This window comes from Dactylosporangium sp. McL0621 (assembly GCF_049995355.1).
In the GTDB taxonomy this organism is placed as follows: Bacteria; Actinomycetota; Actinomycetes; order Mycobacteriales; family Micromonosporaceae; genus Dactylosporangium.
The window spans coordinates 9,771,292-9,797,389 of sequence record NZ_CP188259.1 but is presented as its reverse complement, the minus strand read 5'-3'; the positions used below and the strand labels follow the sequence as shown (position 1 = coordinate 9,797,389).

Below are 26,098 nucleotides of genomic sequence, written 5' to 3'. Positions count from 1 at the left end.
CCATGCGGATCGGGATCACCGGCCACACCAATCTCACCGACGGCGCCGCGCAAGTGATCTATATCGCGCTCGTACGGCAGCTGCGCGCATTCCATGAGTCCTGCCCCGACACCGAGATCATCGGCGTGACCTGCCTGGCCGATGGTGCCGATCAGCTCTTCGCCCGCGCGGTCCGCGAGATCGGCGGCTCCTACGAGGTCGTCCTGCCCGCGCCCGACTACCGCCGCGTGGCCGTGACACCCGCGCGCCGCCGCGCCTTCGATGCGCTCGTGGCCGGCGCGCGGGCGGTCCTGTCCACCGGTGAGTCCCGCTCCGGGGTGCGGGCCTACGTCGCCGCGAATCGGATCATGCTCGACCGGGTCGACCACCTGCTCGCGGTGTGGGACGGTCACGAGCGCGACGACCCGGGCGGCACCTCCGACGTGATCACCCTTGCGCGGGACCGTGACCTGCCGATGACCGTGGTCTGGCCCGCGGGCGCCGAGCGCGCCTGATCCCCGGCCGGTCCGGCCGAACGAAGACACCGCGTACCGGTGACATTACGGCGCGTCTTTCCTATGCTGATCGAAGGTTGTCTTCGCCCGGACAACCGATCACATGCGGCAACTGGGGGGAACACAAGTGCAGAGCGACGCGAACCCGGCGGAGCGAACCGGCGCTCCGATCGACGCCTTGCAAGCCACGCCGCTCGGTGAGATCCCGGTCGAGCTGGCCGACAACCTGATTCGCAGCCTGAACCGCCTGCCGGACGACATGGCCACCGTTGACGTCGCCCGATTCGGCTCCGCACTCTGAACCGGCCAGGGACGGCGGTGCGATCAGCCAGTATGTGCTGAAGGTCGCCGCTCGTTGCGACCTGGCGTGCGACTACTGCTACGTCTACGAGAGTGTCGACCAGAGCTGGCGGCACCGGCCGCACTTCATCGCGCCGTCGACCGTGGCCGCCGCGGCGGAGCGGATCGCCGAGCACGCGGAGCGGCACCGGCTGGCCCGGGTGCGCGTCATCCTGCACGGCGGGGAGCCGCTGCTGGCCGGGCCCGCCCGGCTGCGGGACATCGTCGAGCGGCTGCGGGCGGCGCTCGGCGACCGTCTCGAGCTCGGCCTGCAGACCAACGGCGTGCTGCTCACCGAGGATCTGTGCGACCTGTTCGTCGAGCAGGGCGTCCGGGTCGGCGTCTCGCTGGACGGCGACGCCGCCGCGCACGACCGGCACCGGCGCCGGGCCGACGGGCGGGGCAGCCACGCCGAGGTGCGCCGGGCCCTGGAGATGCTGCGCCGGCCGGAGTACCGCGCCGCCTACGCCGGCCTGCTGTGCACGGTGGACCTGGCCAACGACCCCGTCGCGGTGTACGACGCGCTCGTGCGCGAGCAGCCGCCCGCCGTGGACTTCCTCCTGCCGCACGCCAACTGGGATCGTCCGCCCTCGCGGCCGGGGGGCGGGGCGACGCCGTACGCACAGTGGCTGCTCGCGGTACACCGGCGCTGGGTCGAGACCGGGCGGCCGGTCGGGATCCGGCTGCTCGACTCGCTGCGCACAACGCTCGGCGGCGGGATGTCCGGCACCGAAGCGGTCGGGCTGAGCCCGGCCGCGCTCGTGGTCATCGAGAGCGACGGCTCGTTCGAGCAGGTCGACGCGCTGAAGACCGCGTTCGACGGGGCGCCCGCCACCGGGCGGTCGGTCTTCGCCGACACCGTCGACGACGTCGCCGGTCACCCGCTGATCGCGGTACGGCAGATCGGACTCGCCGGGCTCTGTGCCACCTGCCGGAGCTGCCCGGTCGTGCGGCACTGCGGCGGCGGCCACTTCGCCCACCGTTACGGCGACGGCCACTTCGACAACCCGTCGGCCTACTGCGCCGACCTCCAGGCACTGATCGGCGGGCTGCTGCCGCGCCCGCCCGGGCTCGACCCGGCTCTGCTGGACGACCTCGGCACCGGCTACGGCACGCCCGCCGCCGTGGTTCGCCTGGCCCTGGTCCACAGCTCGTTCGTCCGCGCCTACCTGGCCGCACTCGGACCGCGGGCCGAGCGCGACCCGCTCGCCGCACCGGCCTGGTCGCTCCTGCGCGCGGTGGACCGCGAGCACCCGGCGGCGGTTCGGGCCGTGCTCGCCCACCCGTTCGTGCGGACCTGGGCCGCGGACGCGAGCGGGTCCGGGCGCGGGCTGGCGCAACTCGCGGGCCTGGCCGCCGCGGCGGCGCTCCGGGCCGGCGTGACGGCGGAGCTGACCGTACCCGTGCACAAGGGCCTCGTGGTGCTGCCGTCGCTCGGGGTGGTCGCGGCCGAGCCGGGCGCGGCCGTGGCGCGGCTGCACATCGACCACGGCGCGGTGGCCGGCGATCCGGTCTGGCAGCGGCCCCATGAGGTGACCGCGGCCGGCCGGACGCTGGTCCTCGACGACGTCGACCCGTACCGCGACTGCTTCGGCGTGCCCGTGACCGGCCGGCTCACGGCGGCGGAGGCCCGCTCGTGGGCGGGGCGGCTCGACGACGCGCTGGGGTGGGCCGCGGAGCGGATCCCGCAGTATCTGCCCGGCCTGGAGGCGGCCCTGAGGGTGGTCGTGCCGCTGCGCCCCGACCCGGGCGGCGGGCTGCGCAGCGCGACCGCGCGCTCCGCGTTCGGCGCGGTCGCGGTGGCGCCGGCCCCCGACGCCCCGAGCCTGGCGACGCTGCTGGTGCACGAGGTGCAGCACGTCAAGCTCGGCGCGGTCATGGACGCCTGCGACCTGTTCGACCGCGCCGACCCGCGGCGCGTGGCCGTGCCCTGGCGCAAGGACCGGCGCCCGATCGAGGGCGCGCTGCACGGCTGCTACGCCTTCGCGGCCGTCGCCGACGTCTGGCGGCACCGATCCGGACCGGCGGCCCGGGAGCAGTTCGAGCGGTACCGCGGCTGGGTCGGGCGGACCGTCGAGCAGCTGCTCACGGGCGGCGGCCTCACCGCCGGCGGCGTGCGGTTCGTCGAGCGCCTGCGCGCCACGCTGGCCGGCTGGTGAGACGATGGGCGTTGGGGGCGGGACCAGGTCGGTCGGACGACACGCACGTCGATCCGGTGTCGCTGTACGCGCGGCTTGGTGCCGCTCGATATCGTTGTACCGGCAGCATGTCGTTGACGACCAGGAGTGGCGCGTGTCGGATGAGAGGCCAGAGCCGGCGCCGAACGCCCCCGTGTACTTTTTGAGCTACGCGCGCGCCAATCGCATAACCCCGCAGGTGCAGGCATTTCACCAACGGCTCTCCGAGCACATCCACGAGATGCTGGCCGTGCCCGCGGGCTGCCCGCCCGGCTTCATCGACCGCTCACTCGACGGCGGCGAGGTCTGGTCCGAGGAGCTCGCCTTCGCTCTCGGCCACTGCCAGGTCTTCGTGCCCCTGCTCTCGGCGCCCTATCTGAGCAGCGATTGGTGCGCCCGCGAGTGGAATGCCTTCGCCCGCCGCAAGGTAACGCCGCTCGTCGACGGGGCGGACCGGCGTACCTCGGTGATACCCGTCGTGTGGAACGTCCTGCGCCCCGGCGCCGAGCTGCCGGAGGCCGTGCGCCGGGTGCAGCGGTTCACCCCGGCCGGACCGCCGCCGGAGGTCACGTCGGCGTACAACGCCGAGGGCATGTACGGGCTGCCCCTCACCGGCGCGCAGGGCCGGGGCCTGTTCGAGGCGGCGGTGTGGAGGCTGGCCCAGCACATCGTCCGGGCCACCTACGAACGCTGGGTCGAGCCGGAGGTGCCCGGCGACCTGGAGTCGCTGAGCACCAAGTTCGGGGAGGCGTCGTGACGGTACCCGGGCGCGATGTGTACTTCTTTCTCAGCTATGCACGGTCCTCGCCGGTGTCGGACGAGGCGCCGAGCGACCCGGACTTCTGGGTGCGCAAGTTCTTCAACGACCTGTCCGCCGCGATCGATGCACACCCCGGTCGCCGGCCGGATCTGGGCCGCGGATTCTTCGACGGCTTGCTGCCGGCCGGAGCCGACGTGCGGCAGGCCCGTGACGCTGCGCTCGGGGCGGCGCCGGTGTTCGTGCCCTTGTACTCACCTCTGTATTTCCGCAATGACTGGGCGGTCGAGGAGCAGAAGTCCTTCGCGGCGGGGCGTGATGCCGCGGCGGTCCTGCGGCATACGGTGCCGGTGTTGTGGACGCCGCTGCCGCCGTGGGACTCGAGGCGGGAGATCGGCCAGGCCATCGCCGCCGTCGTGGACGCACCGGAGATGCGCGGTAAGACGGCGGCGTACGAGCAGAACGGCCTGCGGGTGATGAGCCGGCTGGATGCCTATGCCGCCGAGTACGCCGAGATCGTCGCGGTGCTCGCCGCGCGGATAGTGGCCGCGACACGGGTGGATCCGCTGCCGAGCGCCGTCACTCCGATCCGTCCGTCCGGCCCGGCCGAGCGCGGCGCCGGGACGCGGCTGGTGGTCAGCGTCCTGGCGCCGGGGGACGGGGTGGCCTGGCACCCTTATGCGGCAAGCGGTCACGCCCTGCCCATCGCCGGGTACGTGACGGAGGCCGCTGAGCGTCTGGGCGTGCCGGGCCGAGCCGCCGACCTCGCCGAGATCGATCAGCTTCAGCCCGAGCCGGTGCTCGTGCTGGTCGACGGCACGGCCGCCGGCCCGGCGGTGCAGGCCGGCCTCGTGAACCTGCCACCGTGGGCGGTGCCGGTCGTGGTGCCGGGAGCCGGCGGCGTGGCGCCGCAAGCCGAGACGGTCGATGCCGTCCGTGCGGCCGGTCGCCCCGGGCCGCCGCCGGTGCGGGAGCTCGTCGAGCTCGAGCGGGTCGTACCGGTGGCCGTGTTCCAGGCCCGCAACCAATACCTCAAGTGGCTGTCGCGGAACTGGCCGTCCAGCGAGCGCCGGCTGAGCCTGCGGGGTGACGCCGAGGATCGACGGGCGGGAACGGAAGAGGAGAGATGACGCAGCACGAGGGCCAGGTCATCACGTTCTATTCGTACAAGGGCGGGACCGGCCGGACGATGGCGCTGGCCAACGTCGCTTGGATCCTCGCCGCCAACGGTCATCGCGTGCTCGTTGCCGACTGGGATCTGGAGTCCCCGGGCCTGCACCGTTACTTCAGCCCGTTCCTCGACCCGCTGCAGGTGGCCACGACCGAGGGCGTGGTGAACCTGCTGGGCGAGTACACCTGGGCGCTCGGTGAGACCGCCCCCGACCGGCCCGCGGACTGGTACCGGGACTACGCCAGCGTGGAACGTTTCGCGTTCTCTCTCAACTGGCCGTTCCCGGACGGCGGGACGCTGGACATCATGCTGGCGGGACGGCACAACCTGGACTACGCGGCCCACGTCGCCGGCCTGGCCTGGGAGGCCTTCTTCGACCTGGGCGGGGCCCAGTTCCTCGACGCGCTGCGCGAGGACATGAAGGCCCGATACGACTACGTGCTGATCGACAGCCGTACCGGCCTGAGCGACGTGGCCGACATATGCACCCTGCACCTGCCCGATGTGCTGGTCGACTGCTTCACGCTGAGCTACCAGGGTGTCGACGGCGCGGCCGACGTGGCGAGAAGGGTCGGCAGCTACGAGGGCCCGCACGCACGGTCGCGTCGCGTCCTGCCGGTGCCGATGAGAGTCGACGACGGCGAGAAGACCAAGGTGGACGCGGGACGGGCGTTCGCCCGGCGGCGCTTCGCCGATCTCCCGAAGGGCATGTCCGACGAGGAGCGGCGTGCCTACTGGCTGACGGTCGAGGTTCCGTACCGAAAATTTTACGGCTACGAGGAGACGCTGGCGACGTTCGGTGACGAGCCCGGCGCCCGCAACACGCTGCTGTCCTCCTACGAGACGCTCACCGGCTACGTCACCGCCGGCGCGGTGACCACCCTGCCGCCGATGGACGACCTGCTGCGCGCGCAGACCATGGCGAAGTTCAACCGGAAGCCGGCGGTCGCCAACGACGTGATCGTGCTGCAGTACGCCGGCGAGGATCAGGCCTGGGCCGACTGGGTCCGCGGCGTGCTCGTCGCCACCGGTGTGCGGGTCTCGGACCCGGCCGAGGCGCCCAGTCCGCAGATCGCCTCGCGCCCCCTCGTACTCATCTCGCGCGACAATGCCCGGCCCGAACTGGGCGAGGCCGCCCTCGTCCTGTACCTCGACGAAACCCCGCAGCTGCCGGATGTTCCGTTCGAGAACTGGATCTCGATCGCCGGCTCGGCCCGGGCGGATGCCGTGCTGCGCCTGCTCCGGCTCATCGGGCTGGACCCGGCCGACGCTGCACTGGGCCGGACGACGGCCCTGCGCTACCCGGGTGAAGCGCCCCTGGCGTTCAACCCGCCCGGGCGCAACACCCGCTTCACCGGCCGGGGCCGCCTGCTGCGGCAGCTCCGGGCGCAGCTGCGGGGACGGAGCCGCGGGGCGGTCGCGCTGCACGGCCGGGGCGGCATCGGCAAGACCCAGCTGGCGATCGAGTACGCCCACCGGTTCCGCGGCGCGTACGACGTCGTCTGGTGGGTGGCCGCCTACCCGCCCCAGTTCATCGACGTCGAGTTCAGCGATCTGGGCCGCGAGGTCGGTCTGCCCAGCCCGCCGTCGGTGCCGGAGCGGGTACGCGCGGTCCGGCAATGGTTGCAGCGGGCCGAGCCGCACTCGGACGGCGCACCGCTGCGCTGGCTGCTGGTATTCGACAACGTCGACGAGTACAAGGACGTCGCGGACTATCTGCCGGCCGGGGACGGCGACGTGCTCATCACCACCCGGCGGCCCAACCTTGACGACGCGGTGGTGTCGTTCGAGGTCGGCGCGTTCGAGCCGGGCGAGAGCGTCGAGCACCTCATCGCCCGGGTGGGTGCCGAACGGATCACGAGTGCCGAGGCTCGAGAGGTCGCCCAGACGGTCGACCACATGCCGATCTACGTCGCGGCGGCCGGGGCGCTGCTCGCCGACGCCGACGTCGCGGCGGCGGCCTACCTTGCCGAGCTGGTCCGGGCCAACCCGGACGCGGGGCTGGCCGGAGTCTGGAACCCGTCCCTGGAGCGGCTTCGCGGGGAGTCACCCGGCGCCTTCCGCCTGCTGCAACTGGCCGCGGTGCTCGCACCGGAGATCTCGTTCGACCTCATCTACGGCGACCAGGTCGCCCGGATCATTGCCCGGCACGACGAGCAGGTGAAGGCCCAGCTGTCGGCTCGGGGCAGTGAGCGCAGTGTCGCCATCGGCCTCGTGCAGCGGCTGAACCGCCTGGCGCTGATCAAGCTCGACCAGCAGGGCCGGCAGATCCAGGTACACCAGTTGCTGCAGGCCGCATTGCGGGTCCGGATGACCGACGAGGAGTCGGCCGAGGTCCGCAGCGAGGCCCACGTGATTCTGGCCGGATCGCGGCCGCCCGGCGAGGTGGACGACCCCGACGTGCAAACCCGGCTGCGCGTGCTGTGGCCGCACCTGGACACCACTGACGCCATCGAGAGCGACAACCCCGAAATCCGGCAGCTGGTCATCGATCGGGTTCGCTACATCTGGGTGCTCGGCGGATATGACCAAGGCCTGAAGATGGCGCGGGAGGCCGATGCGGCGTGGACGGCGCAGCTGGAGGCGCTCCCGCCGCGCGATCCCCGGCGGGAGGAGCTGCAGGTGCAGCTGCTCCACTTGCGTTTCAACCAGGCCAACCTGCTGCGCAGCCTGGGCCGGTTCAGTGAGTCCCGTCTGCTCAGCGAGCAGACCCTCCACGAGCAGGAACGGCTCATCGGCGAGAACCACGCGCAGACCCTGTGGACCGCCATCGGTTACGGCGGGGACCTGCGTGCTCTCGGCCTGTACCGGGAGGCGCGGGAGCGGGATCTGAAGACGTACGACGCCTCGGTCGCGTACTTCGGGCCGACCGAGCGGCAACCGCTGATCAGCGCCGGCAACCTGGCGACCTCGCACCGTCTGATGGGCGAGTTCAGTCGTGCCCTCGAGCTCGACCGGAAAAACCATGAAATCTGGCTCCAGATGGTGGGGCCCGACCACACCCGCACGCTGCTGTCGGCCAATAACCTCGCCAGTGACCTGCGGGAGGCCGGCAACTACCTCGAATCCGTGGCGCAGCTGCGCACGGTGCTGACGGGCTACTGGGACATTCTCGGCGTGGATTCCCGCGAGGCGTTGACGGCCCAGATCAACCTGGCGGCGTCACTTCGCGGCACGGGCGAGCTCGTCGAGGCCGCTGAGCTGGTCGAGGAGGCCTGGAAGCGCCTGCGCGAGCGGTTCGGCGCGGATCATCCGAACACCGCCCTGGCCCGGCTGTCCCGCGCGGCCACGCTGATGATGCGCCAGTCCGGCGCCGGAATGTCGGGCGAGTTCCTGGACATCGAGGCCACCTTCGCGCAGCTGTTCGGCCTTGAGCACCCCTACATCCTGGTGAGCCGGGTGAACCGGGCGGTGGCGCTGTGGGACGAGGGGGAGCGCACGGCCGGCCGCGACCTCGCGGTCGAAACGGCCGCCGCGATGGGGGTCGCGCTCGGCGACCAGCACCCGTTCGTCCTGGCGGCACTCAACAACGCGGCCGTGTTCATCATCCAGGACGGCGACACGGACGCCGGCCGCGCCTTGCTCGCGGACGTGGTGGACCGGCTGAAAGGTACGCTCGGGGATGAACACCCCGACAGCCTGCGCAGCCGCGGAAACCTGGCGCTGTCCAGGGAGGGCCGCGGCGCGGGGGCCAGCATGGAGCGCGACCGTCTGACCGATGACCTGGCCGAGCGGGTCGGCGGGGCCCACCCGAGCGTCGTGGCGCTGCGTGGGGCACGGTACGTGCGCCGGATTCTCGACCCGCACCTGTACTGAACCGCCCGCGGTCAGCCGACGGTGATCGCCCGGGCGCCGCGGCTGAGCCCGGCCAGCACCTGCGGCAGCTCCTCCATGGCGTCGAAGTGGGCGGCGCCGCGCCGGAGCTTGAACTGCGCGCCCCGGATCGCGCCGGCCAGCCATTCGGCGTGGCCAACCGGGGCGAAGGTGTCGTGCTCGCCGTGCCAGATCTGCACCTGGGTCAGGTCGGTGTCGATCGAGTCCAGCTCGAACTTCCAGCTTCGGCCGAGGGCCAGCACGTCGTCGACCCATCCGAAGGGCCCGTTGCGCAGCGCCTCCCGGTAGGCGTCCACGATCGTGCGCCGCAGCCCGAACTGGCTCACGACCCGCCGGTCCATGTCCGTCATCTGACCCTGGAGGTGTTGCATGAGCAGGTGCGGGTTCTGCGCGGCGATTGCGGCGCGCCCACGGATCTCGGCCTCGATGGCGGCGGTGTCTGGTGCCTCCCGGCCGAAGCCGCGCACATTGTCGGCGTTCATGCCGGCGTACCAGTCCAGTTCGGGCTTGTCCGATGGGGCGAAGCTGACGAGGACGGCCACGCTGGTGATCCGGCTGCGCAGGTCGGGGTCGGCGGCGCAGGCGAGGGCGTGTGGTCCGCCTCCCGAGCGTCCGACGATGGCGAACGGAGGGAGATTGAGGTGATTGGCGATGGCTTCGACGTCGCGGGCGGCGTCGGCGACATCCCGGCCCTCGCGGCGCTCCGACTTGCCGTAGCCCGGCCGGTCGTAGCAAACGAGGCGCACGCCATGGCGATGAAGCGCGATGCCGCGAGGCCGCGGGCCGAGACGGCTACCGGGCATTCCGTGCATCAGCACGACCGGGAAGCCGTCGGGGGGGCCGACAACCTCGTAGGCGACTTTAAGGCCATCCCCGCGAGCCGCGAAGACAGTCTTGGGCTCCCCCTCTCGGGACACTCCAGCCGCCCTTCCAGATGCTTCCAGATCGCCGCTCCAGCGCATTGGACGTAATGAAGCGACTCGATGCGTCAGTGCGAGTGCTTCAGTCTTTTAGCTTAACGGCGAGCACGCAACCCTCGCTACGGTAACGGCGGACATGCGTCATCAAGCTGTTATCGGCGGAAGATCTCACCTGGTGGCTCACTCGAAAGCGTCACCAGCCGTTTCGGCGAATCTGACCAGCCGGTTGGTCACGGCGTGGGCGGCGTACAAGGCGTAGCCGACCAGCAGTGGCGCGGTCAGGGGTACGAACACCCCGAGCACGGCGGCGACGGCCGACACCCCGGCCACCGCCGCCGCCGCACTCGGTTGCCGCCACGCTGTGCGGCCGGCCCAGCGCAGGGCCTCGCGCCACCCGGACGGGGACGTGTCCCGGCCCAGGCGCACGAGGCTCAGCATGCCGATCGCGAGCAGCACGGCGGCCGCGACGCCGGTGCCGGCCAGCGCGGGTGACCCGCCCGGGACCCGGCCGGCGGCAACGGCGCCGACGTTGAAGACCAGCAGGAGGGCGGCCGCCGCGGCGGCGGTGGTGGCCAGGGCACCGCGCAGCAGCGAGGCGCGGAACAGCCGCCACATTGCGCGGAGGTCCACCTTCTCGCCCACCGCGATCGCGTGGATCGCCGACGAACCGGTGCGCAGCGCGGCGCCCGCCGTGAGCAGCGGTACCGATGCGATGGTCACCGCGATGCCGACCAGCGCCACGTCCGCGGCGGCGGTCACCGTCTCCTGCCAGTCGCGTTTCATGGTCAGCCCTTCAGGCCGGAGGTGTTGATGCCCTCGACGAGCATCCGCTGGAAGGCCAGGAAGAACAGGAACACCGGCACGAGGGAGAGCACCGACATCGCGAACATCGGGCCGACCGAGACCTGGCCCGAGGAGTCGATGAAGGAGCGCAGCGCGACGGGCACCGTGTTCTTCGTGGTCTCCGAGACGTACACCAGCTGGCGGAAGAAGTCGTTCCACGTCCAGATGAACGAGAAGATCGCGGTGGTCACCAGGGCCGGGCGCGACAGCGGCAGGATCACGCTGCGGAACACGCCGAACGGTGAGCAGCCGTCGATCTTCGCGGCCTCGTCCAGCTCGCGGGGGATGCCGCGCATGAACTGGACCATGAGGAAGACGAAGAACGCCTCGGTCGCCAGGAAGTGGGGCACGACCAGCGGCAGGTACGGGAACTCGCCGCCGACCAGGCCCAGCTGCTTGAACAGGATGAACTGCGGCACGATGAGCACATGGCCGGGCAGCAGCAGGGTCCCGATCATGATGGCGAACCACACCCGGCGGCCGCGGAAGCGCAGGCGCGCGAAGGCGTACGCGGCGAGCAGGCAACTCGCCGCGTTGCCGACCACCACGAGCAGGGCGACAAGCGTGCTGTTGAGGAAGAACCGGCCGAACGTGACCGAGGCGCTCTTGAAGTGCGTCCAGCCGTCCGGGTAGTTGCCGGGCGTCCAGCTGTCCGGCCAGATGGAGACGTTGTTGAGGATCTCCTCCTGGCTCTTGAACGAGCTGCCGACCATCCACGCGAGCGGGTACAGGATGATCGTCAGGATCGCCAGGATGACGATCAGCCGCAGGCCCTGCTTGGCCACCTTCACCGGTCGTCCCCTCCGTCGGAGTAGTGCACCCAGAAGCGGCCGGTGCTGAACAGCAGGACCGTCAGCAGGCCGATCGCGGCGAGGAACACCCAGGCCAGGGCCGAGGCGTAGCCCATCTCGTAGTCCGTGAAGCCCTTGATGTACAGGTACAGCGTGTACATCAGGGTGGAGTCGACCGGGCCGCCGGTGCCGCCGGAGATGACGAACGCCGAGGTGAAGCCCTGGAAGCCGTGGATGGTCTCCAGCACCAGGTTGAAGAAGATGACCGGCGACATCATGGGCATCGTCACCGACCAGAACTTCCGCCAGGCCCCCGCGCCGTCGACCGACGCGGCCTCGTACAGCTCGACGGGCACCTGCTTGAGGCCGGCCAGGAAGATGACCATCGGCGCGCCGAACTGCCAGACCGCCAGCAGGATCAGCGTGCCCAGTGCCCAGTCGGGGTCGTTGACCCAGCCCTCGCCGCCGATGCCGAACAGTCCCAGCAGGCGGTTGAACGAGCCTTCGCGGTTGAACATCGAGTACCACACGAAGCCCAGCGCCACGCTGCCGCCGAGCAGCGACGGCAGGTAGAACAGGCCGCGGAAGAACCCGACGCCGCGCATCTCGCGGTTGAGCAGCAGGGCCACGCCGAACGCGGCCGCGAGCTTGAGCGGGACCGCGATGACGCCGAACAGCACCGTCACCGTGACCGCGTGCCAGAAGGCCGGGTCCTCGGTGAACATCCGCCGGTAGTTCTCGAAGCCGATGAAGTGCAGCTCCGAGAAGTCCGAGAGGATGTCGTAGTCGGTGAAGCTCAGCAGCAGCGAGCCCAGCATCGGCAGGAGCGTGAACGCCCCGAAGCCGAGCAGCCAGGGGGAGAGGAAGACGTAGCCGGCCCGGCCCTCGCGGCGGACCCCCCGCCCGGCCCCCTGAGGGGACCGGGCGGAGTGTCGCGCTGGCCGTTCCGTGGTGGTGAGCGCCACTGGAAGGGATTCCCTACTTGGAGATGGCCGCTTTGGAGGCATTGATGAACGCCTCGGCGGCCTGTGCGGAGGACGCCTTGCCGGCCTGTACCGACTCCGCGGCCTTGATGAGCTCGGAGCGAACGGTGCTGTGGCCCTTGAGCGGCACCTGCGGCGAGGGGCCGAAGGTCTTGCCGAGCTGGGTCTCCACGTCGATCGAGGTCTTCATCGCCTTGTCGGTGACGCTGCTCTCGACCGAGGCGCGCACGTCGAGGTTGGAGGGCAGTCCGCGGTCGGTGCCGAGGACCTTGCCGGCGTCGGGGTCGTTGGCCAGGAAGTTGATGACGTCGACGGCCACGTCCTTCTTGGGGCTGCCGCGGTACACCGAGAAGTACAGCGCGGCGCGGGCCCACTGGGCCTTCGGGTCGCCGGGGTACGGCATGACGCCCAGCTCGTCCTTGGTGTTCTTCTGCAGCTCCGGCAGCTGGTTGACCCACACCCACGAGGTGAGCGCCTTACCGGTGACCACGAGCTGCTTGGTGATGTCCGTGGCGTTGCCCTCGCGGATCACGTCCGGCGTGGGGGTCGCGCCCTTCTCCCGGGCGCCCTTCCACAGGTCGAACCAGGCGGTCACGTCCTGCGCGGTGAAGCCGAGCTCCTTGCCCTTGTACAGGTCCTTGCCCTGCTGGCGCAGCCAGATCCAGAACGCCTTGTAGTCCGCGCTCGGGTCCTGCGTGCCGGCCGTCTTGGTCGCCGCCCCGGCCGCCTGGGCCCAGGTGATGAACTGGTCCCACGACATGCCGGTGGTGGGCAGCGGCTGGTTGGCCGCCTGGAGCTTGGTCTTGTTGTACACCAGGCCCTGCGTGTTCTCGCCGAAGGCGACGCCGGCGAGCTTGCCGTCCACCTCGCCGTACTTCCAGAGGCTCTCGGGGAACTTCGACGTGTCGAGCTTGCCGGACTTCTGGTACGAGCTCAGGTCCAGCGTCACGTTCCGGGCCGCGTACTCGGTCAGGTAGTTGTCGTCGATCTGGAAGATGTCGGGCGCGGCGTTGCCGGCCGTCAGCGTGGCCAGCTTGTCGAAGTAGCCCTGGTTGGCCTGCCACGTCGTCTTGAACGTGACGTTGGGGTGCTTCGCCGTGTAGAGCTTCAGCGCGTCCTCGGTGAGCTTGGCGCGGGCGTCACCGCCCCACCAGAAGAAGGTCAGCTCGACCGGCTCGGTGGACGTCGCCGAGGGCGATGACCCGGCGTCGTCACCGCAGGCGGCGAGGGGCGCGAGCAGAACGGCCGCGGCGGCTACGGCAAGCAGCCGGCGGCGGGGGGTTCCGGACATGGAAGTTTCACTCCTAGGCATTGGCCGCGAGTGGGGTTCAGACCGGAGCGCGGCCGGTCGAATCGCGGATGACCAGTTGGGTCTGGAGCGTGACGAGTGCGGTCGAACGATGTTCTTCGTCGTGGTGCAACAGCATGTCCACGGCCGCCCGGCCGGCGGCCGCGGTTGGGGTCGCCACGGTGGTCAGTTTCGGGCGCACCAGCCGGCTGAGCATGATGTCGTCTATGCCGACGACGCTGAGTTCCTCCGGCACCTTCACGTTGCGGTCGTGCAGGGCCTCGAGCAGGCCGATCGCCATGAGGTCGTTGTAGACCAGCACGGCGGTGGCCCCGGTTGCCAGCACCGCCTCGCAGGCGGCCGAGCCGGCCGCCTCCGTGGGCTGGAACGGGCCGAGGACCGTGAGCGTGGCCCCCGCGGCCTTGGCCGCGGCGGTTGCGGAGCGGCGGATCTCCCGGTTGGTCCACGAGCCGCGCGGCCCGCCCAGCAGGGCGAGGTCGCGGTGCCCGAGGCCCACCAGGTGTTCGATCGCGGTCCGGGCGCCGTTGGCGACGTCCATCACGACCGCGGGAAGCCCCTCGACGGGCCGGTTGACCACGACCAGGGGTACCTCCTTGCGGAGCTTCTCGATCAGGTCGTTGCTCATGCGCGGGCTGCACAGCAGCACGCCGTCGACCTGCTTGGCGAGGGCGTGGACGAGTTGCTCCTCGACCACGGGGTCCTCGTTGGTGTCGGCGACGAAGAGGTGGTAGTCGCGCTGGCGCGACTGGGACTCGGCGGCCTTGATGAGCGGTGGGAAGAACGGGTTCGCGATGTCCGCGACGATCAGGCCGATGTTGTGCGTGCGGCCGGTGATCAGGGCGCGGGCGGCGCGGTTGGGCCGGTAGCCGAGGCTCTCCGCGGTGGACAGCACGCGGCTGCGCGTGTCGGGGTTGACCAGGTGCGGCGCCGAGAACGTGCGGGACACGGTGGAGACATGGACGCCGGAGGCGCGGGCGACATCTCGGATCGTGGCAGGCACGTGGTTGTCCTCTCAGCGGGCCGGTCGCGGCAACCCGGCCGTCCGGCCGGGATCTGTCTCGGGCCGGCCGGGGTGTGGGCCGGTCCCGGGGTCAGGTGACCTGGGTCACCGCATCGGGTGCTGCCAATTATGCAAACGTTTGCTCCCGTGTCAACGCCCTGGGATTCGGTGGGCCCGGCGGTATTGACCCGACCAGCGGGTCTTGCGCATAGTTTGCTGCAAACCTTTGCAACCCTTTGCCGTAGGGGGTTCCTTGAACACGCGCAACGCGCCGAGAACGCGCTATGCGATCGTCGGTACCGGGTCGCGCGCGGCCATGTTCGTCCGGGCGCTCACCGCCGAGCATCGCGACACCTGCGAGCTCGTCGCGCTGGCCGACCCGAACCCGGTCCGCATCGCCTGGCACAACGACCGGCTCCCCGCGCCCGTGCCCGCCTACCCGGCGAGCGAGTTCGCCACGATGATCGAGCGTGAGCGGGTCGACGTGGTCATCGTGTGCACCGTGGACCGCTACCACGACGAGTACATCGTCGCGGCACTGGAGGCCGGGTGCGACGTGCTCACCGAGAAGCCGATGACCATCGACGCGCGGCGCTGCGCGCGGATCCTCGACGCCGTGGACCGCACCGGCCACCAGGTGCGGGTCACCTTCAACTACCGCTACAACCCGCTGCACGAGGCGGTGAAACGCATCATCGCCGCGGGCGAGATCGGCGAGGTCGGGTCGGTGCACTTCGAGTGGCTGCTCGACGTGCGCCACGGCGCGGACTACTTCCGGCGCTGGCACCGCGACAAGGCCGACTCCGGCGGTCTGCTCGTGCACAAGGCCGGGCACCACTTCGACCTGGTCAACTGGTGGCTCGACGACGACCCGGCCTCGGTGTACGCCGACGGGCGGCTCTTCTTCTACGGCGGCGACGGGGCCGGCCACGGCGCCGGGAAGTTCGCGATCGACATGAGCGATCCCGACCTCACCGCGCTCTACGGCGACGCCGCCGTGCAGGCCGACGGCTACCGCCGCGACCAGGATGTCTTCGCGCCGGGCGTGACGATCGAGGACGATCTCGCGGTGCTGGTGCGCTACGCTCGCGGGGCGACCCTCACGTATCACCTGACGGCCTACGCGCCCTGGGAGGGGTACCGTATCGCCTTCAACGGCAGCCGCGGGCGGCTCGAGCTCGACGTGATCGAGACCGACCACGTCTCGGTCGAGGCCGCCGACTCGCTCAAGGGCCACCGCGAGCCCGGCACCAAGAGCCTGCGGCTGCGCCCGTTCTTCGGCCCGCCCGTGGAGGTGCCGGTCGAGGGTTACGCCCGCGCGGGCCACGGCGGCGCCGACGTGCGCATGCTCGCGCAGCTGCTCGACCCGGCGGCCCCCGCCGACCCGCTCGGCCGCTCCGCCGACGCGGCCGCCGGCGCCCGTGCCCTCCTCATCGGGCTCGCCGCCAATGAGTCCATCACCACCGGTCGGCCCGTCCGACCCGCAGAGCTCGAGGCTGGTATCACCCATGCATGACGACCAGTTGCTGCCCGCCGAGCCGGGGGTCCGCGCCATCGCGCGCGAGCTCTACCGGCACGCCAAGGACCTGCCGCTGATCAGCCCGCACGGCCACGTCGACCCGGCGATCCTCGCCGACGACAAGCCGTTCCCGGACCCGGCCCGGCTCATCGTGGTGCCGGACCACTACATCACGCGGATGCTGGCCAGCCAGGGCATCGCCCCCGCCGCCCTGGGCGTGCCGGCGCTGGACGGCACCCCGGTGGAGACCGACGGGCGCACCATCTGGCGGCTGCTCGCCGCCAACTGGCACCTGTTCCGGGGCACCCCGTCGCGGCTGTGGACCGAAGGCGTACTCGCCGAGGTCTTCGGGGTCGAGACGCCGCTGAACGCGCGGACCGCGGACGACGTCTACGACGCCGTCGCCGGGCGCCTGGCCGACCCCGAGTTCCGGCCCCGCGCGCTGTTCGAGCGCTTCAACCTCGAGGTGCTGGCCACCACCGAGTCGCCGCTGTCCGACCTCGGCGCCCACGCCAAGCTCGCCGCCGACGGCTGGGGCGGCCCGGGCGGGCGGGTCATCACCACGTTCCGCCCGGACGACATGGTCGACCTGGACTGGCCCGGCTGGACCGAGCGCGTCGAGCGGCTCGGCGCGGGCACGTACGCGGAGTTCCTCGACCGCCTGCGCGAGCGCCGCCAGGCCTTCATCGCCGCCGGCGCCACCTCCAGCGACCACGGCCACCCCACCGCGGCCACGCTCGCCCTGCCCCGCGACGAGGCCGCCGCCCTGTTCGACCGGGCCCTGCGCGGGGCCCCGCAGGACGGCGACGCGGAGCGCTTCCGCGCCCACATGCTCGTCGAGTTCGCCCGCATGTCGGTCGAGGACGGCCTGGTCATGCAGCTGCACCCGGGCGCCGTGCGCAACCACAACGCCGCCCTCTACGCCCGGCACGGCCGCGACGTCGGCGGCGACATTCCCGGCCCGACCGAGTACGTGCAGGCGCTGCGGCCGCTGCTGGACGAGCTGGGCAACGACCCGCGGTTCCGCATCGTGCTCTACACCCTGGACGAGACCGCGTTCACCCGCGAGCTCGCCCCGCTCGCCGGCGGCTACCCGGCGGTGTTCCTCGGTGCGCCGTGGTGGTTCCTGGACAGCCCCGAGGGCCTGCGACGGTACCGCGAGGCCGTCACCGAGTCCGCGGGCTTCCACAACACCGCCGGCTTCGTCGACGACACCCGCGCGTTCTGCTCCATCCCCGTGCGGCACGACGTCGCCCGCCGCGTCGACGCCGGCTTCCTGGCCCGGCTCGTCGCCGAGCACCGCCTTCCGCTCGACGAGGCCGCCGAGACCATCGCCGACCTCGCCTACCACCTGCCCAAGCGCGTCTACCAGCGCACCGTCCACACTGGAGAGTCGGCGTGACCGAGATCACCGGCCTGACCGTGCACGACGTACGGTTCCCGACCGCGGCCGCCGGCGACGGCTCCGACGCCATCAACCGCGGCGACTACTCGGCCACCTACGTCGTGCTGGAGACCGCATCCCCGCAGACCGCCACCGAACGCGGCTTCGGCCTCACGTTCACCAACGGCCGCGGCAACGAGATCACCTGTGCCGCGGTGGAGGCCCTCGGGCACCACGTCGTCGGGCACACCGTCGAGGAGCTGTGCACTGCGGAGGGCGCCCGCACGCTCACCGCCGACGTGCAGGTGCGCTGGCTCGGCCCCGAGAAGGGCGTCGTGGCCATGGCGGCCGGGGCGATCCTCAACGCCGTGTGGGACCTGCGGGCGCGCCTCGAACGGAAGCCGCTGTGGCGGCTGCTGGCCGAGATGCCCACCGCCGACCTCGTCGCCGCGGTGGACTTCCACCACATCACCGACGCGCTCACCCCGGCCGAGGCGGCCGCGATCCTCGACGCCGGGCTCGACGGGTACGACGACCGCCTGGCCCACGTGACCGAGCACGGCTTCCCGGCGTACACCACCTCCGTGGGCTGGCTGGGGTACGACGACGAGAAGGTCCGCGCGCTCACCCGGGCCGCCGTCAAGGACGGCTGGAACGCGGTGAAGATGAAGGTCGGCGGGCCCATCGACGACGACGTGCGCCGGGCCGGCATCATCCGCGCCGAGATCGGCCCCGGCGCGCTGCTCATGATGGACGCCAACCAGGTCTGGGACGTTGACGAGGCGATCGCCAACATGGAGCGGCTCGTCGCCTTCGACCCGTACTGGATCGAGGAGCCCACGCACGCCGACGACGTGCTCGGCCACGCCGCGGTCCAGCGGGCCCTCGGCGCGCGGTGCAAGGTCGCCACCGGCGAGGTCGCGGCCAACCGGGTCATCTTCAAGCAGCTGCTGCAGGCCGGCGCGATAGGCATCATGCAGGTCGACGCGTGCCGGGTCGCCGGCGTCGGCGAGGTGCTCGCCGAGCTGCTCATGGCGGCCAAGTTCGGGGTCACCGTGTGCCCGCACGCGGGCGGGGTCGGGCTGTGCGAGTACGTGCAGCACCTGTCCTTCTTCGACTACCTGCGCGTCGGCCGGTCGCTGGAGGGGCGGATGGTGGAGTACGTCGACCACCTGCACGAGCACTTCACCGACCCGGTCCGGGTGGTCGGGGGCCGTTACCGGCTGCCCGAGCGCCCCGGCTACAGCGTCGAGATGCGCCCCGAGTCCGTGGCGGAGTTCGCTTTCCCGGAGGGGCCGGTATGGAGCGCCTGAGCCGGGCCACCGCCAGCGGTGCCCTCACGCCCACCGGCACCGGCATCGTGCACCTCGGGCTGGGCGCGTTCCACCGCGCCCACCAGGCCGTCTTCACCGAGGACGCGATCGTCAAGGGCGGCGGCGACTGGGGCATCGCCGCCGTCGCGCCGCGCTCGCGGGCCGTGCTCGACCCGCTGCTGGAGCAGGACCTGCTCTACAGCGTGCTGACCGTGGACGGCGAGCGGGTCAGCCCGCGGGTGCTCGGGGTACACACGCAGGGTCTGCACGCCGCCAGCCAGCCGGAGGCGGTCGAGCGCCTGCTGGCCGACCCGGCCGTGCGGGTCGTCACGCTGACGGTGACCGAGAAGGCCTACCGCGCCGACGCGCCGGTCATGCGGCTGCTGCTGTCCGGGCTGCGCGCCCGCGCCGCCACCCAGGCCCCGATCGCGCTGGTCAGCTGCGACAACCTCCCCTCCAACGGGCGCCGGCTGCGGGAACTGGTCACCGCCGAGCTCGGCACCGCGGACTTCGTGAGCTTCCCGAGCACGATGGTGGACCGCATCGTCCCGGCCAGTACCGACGCCACCTACGCGACCGCGCGGAACGTCCTGGGCCTGGAGGACCGGGCCACGGTGGCCGCGGAGCCGTTCAGCCAGTGGGTCATCGAGGACGACTTCCCCGGCGGCCGGCCCGCGTGGGACCTCGCCGGGGCCATCCTGACCGACGACGTGGCCCCGTGGGAGGGGCTGAAACTGCGGATGCTCCTCGGCGCGCACTCGGCGCTGGCGTACCTGGGCGCGCTCGCCGGGGCGCCCACCATCGACCGGGCGCTCGAGCTGCCCGGCATGCGGGCGGCCATGGAGCGCTTCATCCGCACCGACATCGCGCCCACGCTGAGCCCGCCCGAGGGCCTGTCCCTGCAGCGGTACGGCGAGAGCGTCCTCGAGCGCTTCGCGAACCCGGCCCTGCGCCACCGCACCCTCCAGGTCGCGATGGACGGCTCGCAGAAGCTCCCGCAGCGGCTGCTCGGCACCATCGCGGACCGGCGGGCGGCGGGCAGCGTCCCGGTGTACGCCACCCTGGTCCTCGCCGCCTGGATGCGCTTCGTGCGCGGCGCCGCCGACGACGGCACCCCGCTGCCGCTGGACGACCCGCTGGCCGACCGGCTGCGGGCCACCCCGTCGCTGCTGGAGCTCGACGCGGTGTTCCCGCCCGGGTTCGCCGACGACGCCGAGCTGCGCGCGCAGCTGGACTCGTGGAGCCGCGAGCTGGACCGGCACGGGGTGCTCGGCACGCTGGAGGCTCTGCGGTGAGCGGTCCGAAGCGGAGCGGAGGGGCCGCTCACGAGGGGCACAGGGTGGAGGGCGCGTCGGCACCGGAGCCTGCGGAGGTGACGGCGTGACCGCGACCGTCGCGCTGATCGGGGCGGCGGGGCACGGGTCGTGGCACCTGCGGGCGATCGACGCGCTCGGCGAGCGGGTCCGGCTCGTCGCCACCTGCGACGTGCAGGCCGGCTTCGACTACACCGACCACCGGCGGATGCTCGCCGATCGCAAGCCCGAGGTCGTGATCGTCTGCACCCCGCCGCACACGCACCTGCCGATCGCCCTCGACGTCCTCGACGCCGGGGCCGACCTGCTGCTGGAGAAGCCGCCGGTGCTGTCCCTCGCGGACCACCGGCGGCTCGCCGAGGCGGCCCGCGGCCGGGTGCTGCAGATCGGCTTCCAGGCCCTCGGCTCGCCGACGCTGCCGATGCTGGCCGACCGGGTCGGCGCGGTGCGCTCGGCGGCGGTCGCCGGGGCCTGGTGGCGGCCGGACACCTACTGGACCCGCACGTCGTGGGCGGGCCGGCGCGGGCGCGACGGCGCGCTCGTGAACCCCTTCGCGCACGCGCTGATGCAGGCCCTCGCCATCACGGGAATCCGTCCACCGTGGACGCTCAGCCTGGATCGGTACCGCACCCGCGCCGCCGTCGAGGTCGAGGACACGGCCACGCTGCGCCTCACCGTGCCCGACGGCCGCTCGGTGTTCGTGGCCGTCACGCTGTGCTCGGGCGAGTTCGTGCCCGGCGACATCAGCGTCGTCGGGGACGACGGCACGGCCGAGGTCGGCTACGCCCAGGACCGGCTCGACGGCGAGGTGCTGCCGGGCCGGATCGGGCTGCTGGAGAACCTGCTGGACCACCGCGAGCACGACGCGCCGCTGCTGGTGCCGCTGGAGCGGACCGAGCCGTTCACGGCGCTGGCCGAGGCGATCCTGGCCGCCGACGAGCCCGTGCTGCTCGCCCCCGCCCGCCTCGCCCGGCGCGACGACGGCCTGGAGATCCCGGGCGCCGCCGCCCTGATCCGGCGCGCCGCCACCGAGCGCGCCCACTTCCGTGAGATCGGAGCCTTCCAATGAGGAAACTTTCACTGGCCGACCTGCCCGACGGCGGTACCCCGGCCACGCTCGCCGCCATCGGTCAGGGCTGGGGACCGGTCCAGCGCGGCGGGATCAGCCGCTACGACGACCCCGGGCACCGCACCCACCCCGAGTCCGACGTGCACGTGCACGACGTCCCGGAGATCTTCACCATCGTGCAGGGCGCCGGCGTGCTCGAGCTCAACGGCGCCGCGGACACCCGGTTCGCCGCCGGGGACATCCTCATCATCGAGCCCGGCGAGAACCACCACCTGGTCAGCGACGGGGACGTACCCCTCGTCTTCACCTGGATGCACCTCTCACCGGTTGACGCGGGATCGACGACGGTCTAGCTTGGCGGTGAGGAAACCGCTTTCCTAAGGCGGTTTCCTCCCGCCCCCGCATGCGGCAGACCCGCCCAGTCTCGGCCGCACACCCCCATGCGACTCGTCTCCCTGACCCGGAGGAAGCATGGAAACCCGCCCCAGGCGGCGCAGATGGCCCATCGTGGCCGCCGGCGCCGTCGCCTTCACGGCCTCGGCCGCGATCTTCTCGCAGATCGCGTTCGCGGCGACCCTCTTCAGCGACAACTTCGAGGACGGCGACACGAGCGGCTGGTCGAAGTCCGGCGGCACGTGGGCCGTCGTCTCCGACGGCTCCAAGGCGCTGCAGCAGAGCAACTCGGGCAGCGAGAACGCCCGCGAGTTCGCCGGTGACACCGGCTGGACGAACTACACCGTCAGCGCCCGCGTGAAGCCGACCTCGCTCGCCAGCAACGGCCACGCCGCGCTGCTGGCCCGGTCCTCGAGCTCCACGACCTTCTACCGGCTCGCGCTGCTGCCCGGCAGCGTCCAGCTGCAGGCGGTCAACAGCGGCTCGGTCACCGTGCTCGGGTCGGTCTCGCGCACGGTGAGCACCGGCACCTGGTACACCCTGTCGCTGACCGTCTCCGGCAGCAGCATCTCGGGCTCGGTCGACGGCTCCCCGGTCGGCTCCGGCTCGAGCTCGGTGGCCTCGAAGGGGCGCATCGGCGTGCAGACCGTCTACGCGGCGGCCTCGTTCGACGACGTGACGGTGAGCGACGCGGCCGGTCCCGGCCCGACGCTCACCAGCACGCCCTCAACCGGCCCGACGTCGACCAGGTCCCCGTCGCCGACTCCGACCGCGACCAAGTCGCCGACGCCCACCCCGACGGGTGGCGGCGGCGGGAGCACCCCGACCGGCTCGTGGCCGAGCTCCACCGGCTCCGTCTCGGTCAGCGGCACGGTCTCCGTCAGCGGGACGCTCGACGGCGGCATGAAGCGGTACTGCTGCATCGGCGACGGCAGCCAGAGCGAGAGCCAGGACCCGATGTTCGAGCTCGCCGACGGCGCGACGCTCAAGAACGTCATCATCGGCTCCCCGGCCGGCGACGGCGTGCACTGCCTCGGCCGCTGCACCATCCAGAACGTGTGGTGGGAGGACGTGGGCGAGGACGCCGCGACCTTCCTGGGCACCAGCGGTGGCGACTCGTACGTCATCGGCGGCGGCGCCAAGTCGGCCTCCGACAAGGTGTTCCAGCACAACGGCAACGGCACCGTGCACATCAGCAACTTCTACGCCAGCGACATCGGCAAGCTGTACCGCGGCTGCGGCAACTGCACCAACCACTACGAGCGCCACGTGACCGTCGACAACGTGCTGCTGAACAAGGCGAAGTACGTGGTGGGCATCAACACCAACTGGGGCGACACCGCCACGCTGACCCGGGTCGTGGTGCAGGGCTCCTCGAGCATCCACGTCTGCGCCGAGTACCAGGGCGTGGCGAAGGGCAGCGAGCCGAAGTATCTCGGCGACGGGATGGGCGACGGCCACTGCAACTTCAGCTCGTCGGACATCACCTACAAGTAACCGGGGGCGACCGCGGCGCCCGGCTCCGGGCGCCGCGGTCTACCATCGATGGTCATGACGCCGACCCCCACGCTCGATCCGAACGACCCGGCGGTGCAGGCCGGCGAGCTGTTCGGGCGGCTGCTGATACCGTGCTGCTGCTTCATGGTGATCGTCTGCCTCGTCGCCGTGCTCGTGATCCTGCTGCGGCGGCGCAAGGACCGGCGGGAGCGCCAGCAGTACCGTTAATCGTTCGCGGCCGTATCATCGCGCGGCCTAGGCTCGAGGCATGAGACCCGTGCAGGACGTCGTCTCACGGATCCGGTACGACGCCGGTCTCGACGCGGCGCGCTTCTCGGTTGGCTACGAGGAGCGCGGGGCCGGAATCCGGGAGACGCCGCTGCTCGCGTTCGTCGGTGGCGGGGACGTGCCGTGGCACCGGGTGCGGTACGTCAAGGCCGGCGCGGTCGTCGTCTGGGACCGCCAGGCGCGCGTCGACCTCGTGTTCGGCTCCGGCGCCGCCGACCTGGCCGCGCTGACGGCGGCCGTTGTGGAGCAGGGGCCGGCTTCCGCCGCGCGGACGATCTCGGCGTTCGACGCCGCGGCCTGCCTGCGCTTCGATCCCGTGGCCGCGCAGTGGGTTCCGGCCGGGCCGGCCGCGCCCGTGCACGCCGACGCGATCCAGGTGGCCACGTTCAATGTGCTGTCGGACGCGTACGACCGGGAACTGACCTACCCGGAGCGCCGCGTGCCCGCCTGCGTCGACCTGCTCGAGGGGCTCGGCGCCGACGTCGTCGGGCTGCACGAGGTCACGCACGAGCTCTGGGCGGCACTGCTCGCGGCGCCGTGGGTGCGCGCGGGCTACTGCGTCTCGGCCGGGCCCGACGCCGAGATCGGCTACGGGACCACGCTCATCGCCCGGTGGCCGCTCACGCTGGAGGTCCATCGGCTCTCGGCGTACAAGCGGCTCGTCCTCGGCCACACCGTGCTCAACGGCCGCACCGTCGGGTTCGTCGCCGCCCACCTGACCAGCGACCACACCGAGGGCGCCGAGCAGCGGCGCGGGCACCAGCTGCGGGTCATCGCCGAACGCCTGGACCGCGGCGACCTCGACGCCGCCGTCGTGCTCACCGACCTCAACGCGGGCGACGACGCGGCCCCGGCCGTGCCCGGCTACGCCGACGCCTGGCGCGCGGTACACCCGCACGACGCCGGTTTCACGTTCGACCCCGCGGTGAACCCGCTCGCCGCGGTCGCCTCCCGCACCGGGCGCGCCGGCCGCCTCGACCGCATCCTCGTGCGCGGCGACCTCGCGCCGGTGGTCGCCGAGCGCTTCGGTGACCGCCCGTTCGCGCAGGACGACGGCGTTGCGCGGTACGTCTCCGACCACTTCGGCGTCACCGCGCTGCTGCAGCCGGCCCGGCCGACGCTCGCCGCCGCGCCGGTGCACACCTCGGCGCTGGTCGTCCGCCCGCCGGAGTCCGTCTGGGCGCCGATCCAGGCCGTGCGGGCGGTGCACGACCCGGCGTACCGCCGCTGGATGCCCCACATCAACCTCGTCTACGGCTTCGTGCCCGAGTCCGACTTCGCCGAGGCCGCCACGCTTGTCGCCGACGCCGTGGCGGGCACCGGGCCGATCCGCGTACGCCTCGCCACGGTGCGCCGCTTCGAGCACCGCGGCTCCACGACCGTCTGGGTCGAGCCGTCGCCGACCGAGGCCCTGCGCCGCCTGCAGAGCGCCCTGGCCGCGCGGTTCCCCGGGTGTGCCGCGGACGGGTACACGCCGCACCTGACCATCGCGAAGCTGACGGGCCCGGCGACCGAGTCCACGTTCGCCGCCCTGCGCCGCGAGTGGAAGCCGATCGAGTTCACCGTGACCGCCGTGGACCTCATCAGCCGCCACGGCGACGAGCCCTTCGCCGTGCGCCGCACCGTGCCGCTGACGACGGGCCACGACGCGGCGCGCCTGCTCGTCGAGGACGCGTGCGCGGCGGTGCGCCCGGGCTCGCGCGTGCACGTCGTCGGCTCGGTCCGCCTCGGCGTCGCCACCGAGGACACCGACCTGGACCTGGTGTGGGTGTCGCCGCCCGCGCCCGGCGACCCGCTCGCGGCCCTGGCCGCGGTCCTCCCGGGCGCGCGGGTGGCCGGCGCGGTCGTGCCGGTGGTCCGCGCGGTCGTGGCCGGCGTGAGCGTCGACGTCCAGCACGTGCCCGCGGTCGCCGACACCCTGCTGGACGACGCCGGGCGCCGGGCACTGCTCGCGATCCGGGACGCCGACGCGCTCGTGGAGGGCCTGGACGTCGCGCTCTTCCGCTCGCTGCTGACGCGGGTCCGCCGCTGGGCCCGCGAACGCGAGCTGGACGGCGCCGCGTGGGGGCTGGTGGGCGGCTTCAGCTGGGCTGTGCTCGTGTCCGAGGCGATGCGGCACAACGTCACGGACCTCGACGCGTTCCTGCGCCACTGCGCAAGCCATCCACGGCGGCCGCGGTCGGGGGATCGGCACGCGTACTGGCCGGTGTACTCGCCTACGCCGCCGGGGGTGAACACCACGCGGACGATGACCCGGTCCACGGCGGCGCTGGTTTCGGCGGCGTTCGGCGGCGGGGGGTTGCCGGAGCCTTGGGGGCACTCGCGGCTGGTGACGTTGCCGGCTGCCGACGATCTGGATGGGCGGGTGCTCGGGGTGATTCTGGCGCTCGAGGATGCGGGGGCTTCCGTTCGGCCGTATCCGCGGCGGCGGCAGCTCGGTGTCGACGGGGGGTCGGCTTCGGCCGTCGCGGCGGTGCTTTCGTTGTAGTTCGTTATGTCGGGCGCTGGCGCGCCGCGACATAACGGATTTTTCGCCTGACGGGGTTTATGTCGGCTTACCTGGACTTTGGGGCTGCCAAACGACGCTCGGCCGATGGTGGCGGGAGCTTGCGCTCCCGCAACGTGTAAGCGTGGTCCCTGCTCGTTGTTGCGTGCGGTTATTCCTCTTGGCCGTGGTTTGCCGGCGGGTTCGTGCGGGTCGTCA

21 protein-coding genes are annotated in these 26,098 nt (G+C 72.0%); 15 read left to right on the top strand and 6 right to left on the bottom strand.

The window, feature by feature from the left end; all coding sequences use genetic code 11:
• The first annotated feature begins 2 nt into the window (after nucleotides 1-2).
• The 6 genes from ACPPVO_RS46435 (at nucleotide 3) to fxsT (ending at nucleotide 8,754) form a co-directional block, all read left to right on the top strand.
• Nucleotides 3-494 carry a hypothetical protein gene (locus ACPPVO_RS46435; RefSeq protein WP_426505184.1) on the top strand — a complete coding sequence of 164 codons (492 nt, stop codon included), beginning with the start codon at nucleotides 3-5 and terminating at the stop codon, nucleotides 492-494.
• A 127-nt stretch (nucleotides 495-621) separates the two neighbouring features.
• Nucleotides 622-795, top strand: coding sequence for a hypothetical protein (locus tag ACPPVO_RS46430; protein WP_426505182.1), 174 nt, complete (start codon nucleotides 622-624; stop codon nucleotides 793-795).
• Between the two features lie 34 nt (nucleotides 796-829).
• On the top strand, nucleotides 830-2,992 hold the full coding sequence (locus ACPPVO_RS46425) for an FxsB family cyclophane-forming radical SAM/SPASM peptide maturase (RefSeq protein ID WP_426505180.1): 2,163 nt from the start codon (nucleotides 830-832) through the stop codon (nucleotides 2,990-2,992).
• Nucleotides 2,993-3,209: 217 nt separating this feature from the next.
• Nucleotides 3,210-3,767, top strand: coding sequence for a TIR-like protein FxsC (locus tag ACPPVO_RS46420; RefSeq protein ID WP_426505179.1), 558 nt, complete (start codon nucleotides 3,210-3,212; stop codon nucleotides 3,765-3,767).
• Nucleotides 3,764-4,897, top strand: coding sequence for a TIR-like protein FxsC (locus ACPPVO_RS46415; protein WP_426505178.1), 1,134 nt, complete (start codon nucleotides 3,764-3,766; stop codon nucleotides 4,895-4,897). The genes ACPPVO_RS46420 and ACPPVO_RS46415 overlap by 4 nt, the downstream gene beginning before the upstream one ends.
• Nucleotides 4,894-8,754 (top strand): FxSxx-COOH system tetratricopeptide repeat protein, encoded by a 3,861-nt coding sequence (gene fxsT / locus ACPPVO_RS46410; protein WP_426505177.1) that lies wholly within the window; start codon nucleotides 4,894-4,896, stop codon nucleotides 8,752-8,754. Before ACPPVO_RS46415 ends, fxsT begins: the two co-directional genes overlap by 4 nt.
• An 11-nt stretch (nucleotides 8,755-8,765) precedes the next feature.
• On the opposite strand, the gene ACPPVO_RS46405 is transcribed toward fxsT, so the two are convergent.
• The 6 genes from ACPPVO_RS46405 to ACPPVO_RS46380 form a co-directional block, all read right to left on the bottom strand.
• Nucleotides 8,766-9,734 (bottom strand): alpha/beta fold hydrolase, encoded by a 969-nt coding sequence (locus tag ACPPVO_RS46405; RefSeq protein WP_426505176.1) that lies wholly within the window; start codon nucleotides 9,732-9,734, stop codon nucleotides 8,766-8,768.
• Nucleotides 9,735-9,872: 138 nt separating this feature from the next.
• Nucleotides 9,873-10,475: a hypothetical protein gene (locus ACPPVO_RS46400; RefSeq protein ID WP_426505175.1), complete on the bottom strand. Its 603-nt coding sequence runs from the start codon at nucleotides 10,473-10,475 to the stop codon at nucleotides 9,873-9,875.
• A gap of 2 nt (nucleotides 10,476-10,477) precedes the next feature.
• Nucleotides 10,478-11,248 (bottom strand): carbohydrate ABC transporter permease, encoded by a 771-nt coding sequence (locus tag ACPPVO_RS46395; RefSeq protein ID WP_360374337.1) that lies wholly within the window; start codon nucleotides 11,246-11,248, stop codon nucleotides 10,478-10,480.
• A gap of 74 nt (nucleotides 11,249-11,322) precedes the next feature.
• Complete coding sequence (locus ACPPVO_RS46390) at nucleotides 11,323-12,291, bottom strand: carbohydrate ABC transporter permease (RefSeq protein WP_426505173.1); 969 nt, start codon at nucleotides 12,289-12,291, stop codon at nucleotides 11,323-11,325.
• A gap of 13 nt (nucleotides 12,292-12,304) precedes the next feature.
• Complete coding sequence (locus tag ACPPVO_RS46385; protein ID WP_426505171.1) at nucleotides 12,305-13,600, bottom strand: ABC transporter substrate-binding protein; 1,296 nt, start codon at nucleotides 13,598-13,600, stop codon at nucleotides 12,305-12,307.
• Nucleotides 13,601-13,637: 37 nt separating this feature from the next.
• Nucleotides 13,638-14,618 carry a LacI family DNA-binding transcriptional regulator gene (locus ACPPVO_RS46380; RefSeq protein ID WP_426505170.1) on the bottom strand — a complete coding sequence of 327 codons (981 nt, stop codon included), beginning with the start codon at nucleotides 14,616-14,618 and terminating at the stop codon, nucleotides 13,638-13,640.
• Between the two features lie 253 nt (nucleotides 14,619-14,871).
• Between ACPPVO_RS46380 and ACPPVO_RS46375 the strand changes: the two genes are divergently transcribed.
• The 9 genes from ACPPVO_RS46375 to ACPPVO_RS46335 all read left to right on the top strand — a co-directional run bounded on the left by ACPPVO_RS46375 (nucleotide 14,872) and on the right by ACPPVO_RS46335 (nucleotide 25,882).
• Nucleotides 14,872-16,134 carry a Gfo/Idh/MocA family protein gene (locus tag ACPPVO_RS46375; RefSeq protein WP_426505168.1) on the top strand — a complete coding sequence of 421 codons (1,263 nt, stop codon included), beginning with the start codon at nucleotides 14,872-14,874 and terminating at the stop codon, nucleotides 16,132-16,134.
• Complete coding sequence (gene uxaC / locus ACPPVO_RS46370; protein WP_426505166.1) at nucleotides 16,127-17,539, top strand: glucuronate isomerase; 1,413 nt, start codon at nucleotides 16,127-16,129, stop codon at nucleotides 17,537-17,539. Before ACPPVO_RS46375 ends, uxaC begins: the two co-directional genes overlap by 8 nt.
• The gene (locus tag ACPPVO_RS46365; protein WP_426505164.1) at nucleotides 17,536-18,834 is read left to right on the top strand and encodes an enolase C-terminal domain-like protein; all 1,299 of its coding nucleotides are present in this window, start codon (nucleotides 17,536-17,538) and stop codon (nucleotides 18,832-18,834) included. The genes uxaC and ACPPVO_RS46365 overlap by 4 nt, the downstream gene beginning before the upstream one ends.
• Entirely contained in the window at nucleotides 18,822-20,129 is a 1,308-nt protein-coding gene (locus ACPPVO_RS46360) for a mannitol dehydrogenase family protein (RefSeq protein WP_426505162.1), read from the top strand. Before ACPPVO_RS46365 ends, ACPPVO_RS46360 begins: the two co-directional genes overlap by 13 nt.
• An 85-nt stretch (nucleotides 20,130-20,214) precedes the next feature.
• Nucleotides 20,215-21,216 (top strand): Gfo/Idh/MocA family protein, encoded by a 1,002-nt coding sequence (locus ACPPVO_RS46355; RefSeq protein WP_426505161.1) that lies wholly within the window; start codon nucleotides 20,215-20,217, stop codon nucleotides 21,214-21,216.
• Nucleotides 21,213-21,569, top strand: coding sequence for a cupin domain-containing protein (locus tag ACPPVO_RS46350; protein ID WP_360374025.1), 357 nt, complete (start codon nucleotides 21,213-21,215; stop codon nucleotides 21,567-21,569). Before ACPPVO_RS46355 ends, ACPPVO_RS46350 begins: the two co-directional genes overlap by 4 nt.
• Nucleotides 21,570-21,723: 154 nt before the next feature.
• Nucleotides 21,724-23,106 (top strand): pectate lyase, encoded by a 1,383-nt coding sequence (locus ACPPVO_RS46345; protein ID WP_426505159.1) that lies wholly within the window; start codon nucleotides 21,724-21,726, stop codon nucleotides 23,104-23,106.
• A gap of 54 nt (nucleotides 23,107-23,160) precedes the next feature.
• A complete protein-coding gene (locus ACPPVO_RS46340) occupies nucleotides 23,161-23,334 on the top strand; it encodes a hypothetical protein (protein ID WP_426505157.1) in 174 nt (57 codons plus the stop codon).
• Nucleotides 23,335-23,374: 40 nt separating this feature from the next.
• Entirely contained in the window at nucleotides 23,375-25,882 is a 2,508-nt protein-coding gene (locus tag ACPPVO_RS46335) for an RNA repair domain-containing protein (RefSeq protein WP_426505156.1), read from the top strand.
• The last annotated feature ends 216 nt before the right edge of the window (nucleotides 25,883-26,098 follow it).